General features: G+C 74.0%; 1 protein-coding gene. It reads right to left on the bottom strand.

All coding sequences use genetic code 11. From position 1 onward, the window contains the following. Window positions 1–1,679, bottom strand: a 1,679-nt coding sequence (locus AB0E96_RS31055) for a DEAD/DEAH box helicase (protein WP_359829114.1), incomplete at its 3' end; no start/stop codon positions are given. Window positions 1,680–2,304: the final 625 nt, after the last annotated feature.

Genomic DNA, 2,304 nt, shown 5'->3' with positions numbered 1-2,304 from the left:
ACACCACCGGAGCGGCGGTCGTCGCGGTCACGGCCACCACCGAAGCCGCCCGAACGACGGTCGTCACGGTCGCGGTCGCGGTCCCGGCCGAAGGCCGGACGCTCGGTGCGGGCCTCGCGGTACGACGGGGTGCGCTCCTCGGTCTGCGCCGCGGCCGCGGGGGCCTCGGCGCCGGCCGGAGCGGCCTCGGTCGACTCGCCGGCCTCGGCCTCGGCGGCCGGGGCCTCGTCCTCGATGCCCAGCTCGGCCCGCTCGCGCGCCGCACGGGCGGCCAGGCGGTCGGCCTCCTCGCGGAGCTCGGTGGTGCGGCGCTGCGCGCGCTCCAGCTGGCGGGTCATGTCGGCGAGCTCGCGCTCGGCGGCACCGGCGATGTTGGCGGCGCTCTCGGCCTGGACCTCGGTCAGCGAACGGGCGCCGGTGATCTTGGCGACCTCGGCGTCGAAGGCGTGGTCCAGGATGTGGCGGCTGGCGTCGACGCCCGCGTCCTCCATCAGGCGGAAGACGCCGCGGCGCTGGTGCGGCAGCACCAGGGTGACGACGGCGCCGGAGCGGCCGGCGCGGGCGGTGCGGCCCGAGCGGTGGAGGTAGTCCTTGTGGTCGCCGGCCGGGTCCACGTTCAGGACCAGGTCGATGCCGTCGACGTGGATGCCTCGGGCGGCCACGTCGGTGGCGACGACGACGTTGGTGTAGCCGTCCTTGAAGTCGCCGAGGACGCGGGTGCGGGCGCCCTGGGTCATGCCGCCGTGCAGCGCGTCGGCCTTCACGCCGGCCTCGATCAGCTGCTCGGCGACGCGGTCGGCGCCCATCTGGGTGCGGACGAAGATGATCGTGCGGCCCTTGCGGGCGGCGATCGCGTTGGTGATCGGCGCCTTGTCCTTGGGCTTCACCACGAGGATGTGGTGGGTCATGGTGGTGACGGCACCGGCCGACGGGTCGACCTCGTGGGTGACCGGGCTCTTCAGGTAGCGCTTCACCAGGGTGTCGATCTCGTTCTCCAGGGTGGCGGAGAACAGCAGGCGCTGGCCGCCGGCCGGCACCTGGTCGAGGATCTCGGTGACCTCGGGCAGGAAGCCCATGTCGGCCATCTGGTCGGCCTCGTCGAGCACCACGGTGCGGACGTCGTCCAGCTTGGCGGAGCCGCGGTTCAGCAGGTCGCGCAGACGGCCCGGGGTGGCGACGAGGATGTCGACGCCGCGCTCCAGCGCGTAGATCTGGTTCGACATCGAGGTACCGCCGCAGACGACCTTGAGGCGCAGGCCGAGCACCGAGCCGAACGGCTCCAGGGCGTCGGCGACCTGCATGGCCAGCTCGCGGGTCGGGACCAGGATCAGGCCGCGCGGGTGCTTCGGCTTGGTGCGCTCGCCGTCGGCGAGGCGGGTCAGCAGCGGCAGGCCGAAGCTGAGGGTCTTGCCGGAGCCGGTGCGGCCGCGGCCCAGCACGTCCTTGCCGGCCAGGGCGTCCGGGATGGTCGCGGCCTGGATCGGGAACGGGGTGGTGACACCGCGCTTGGCGAGGGCGCGGACGACGTCGTCGTGCAGGCCCAGGTCGCCGAAGGTGATGGTGGGCTCGGCGGCCGCCTCCTCGGTGGCCTCCACGGCCTCGGCGATCACCTCGTCCGCGGCGGTGTCGAGGGTGTCGTTGGAGTCGGTGACATCGGCGGCGGCCTCGTTCGCGGGCATGGCGAAGCGGGCGTCGTCAACGAGAGACATGCAAAACCTTCCGGAAGTGGCACGCGCCAAAGTCCGGGGTTCTGTTTCACAACCGCCTCTATGCGGTCAGCCACGGATCGCCGGAACGCGCCAAGGGCGCCAGATGGGAGTAGGGCGCCAGTCAAATGGATCAAACGAACGATCTACCACCATAGACGAGCCTGGGGATCCGAGGCAAATGCCCTGCTCAATCCGCTAGTGCCCGGCGGCGCGCGGGCTCGGGGCCGAGGAACCGGAACTACCGGAGGTCGGGTCCGGGACGGGCGGGACGGTCGCGGCGGGCGAGCTGTGCTCGGGAGCGGGGGTGCCGGACGGCCGGCCGCTCGGGGTCGCCGAGGGCGTCCCGGCGGAACCGCCGCCGGAGCGGCCCTCACCGGTGCCGCCGGTCCCGGCCGCGCCGCCGGACCCGCCCGGGCCACCGCCCTGGTGCGGCACGGGACTTGTGTTCACGCCGCCCGCCGAACCGCCGCCCGGACCGCCGTCGGGGGCACCCGCCCCCGGCACCGGGACCACCCCGGCCGCCGCGCCGTTCGCGCCCGGCGCCGTGTCGCCGGGCCCCGTCGAGACCACGACGGCGAGGTGATCGCCGACCTCA

The organism is Kitasatospora sp. NPDC036755, assembly GCF_040636595.1.
Classification (GTDB): domain Bacteria; phylum Actinomycetota; class Actinomycetes; order Streptomycetales; family Streptomycetaceae; genus Kitasatospora.
This window is presented reverse-complemented; position numbering and strand designations above follow the sequence as displayed.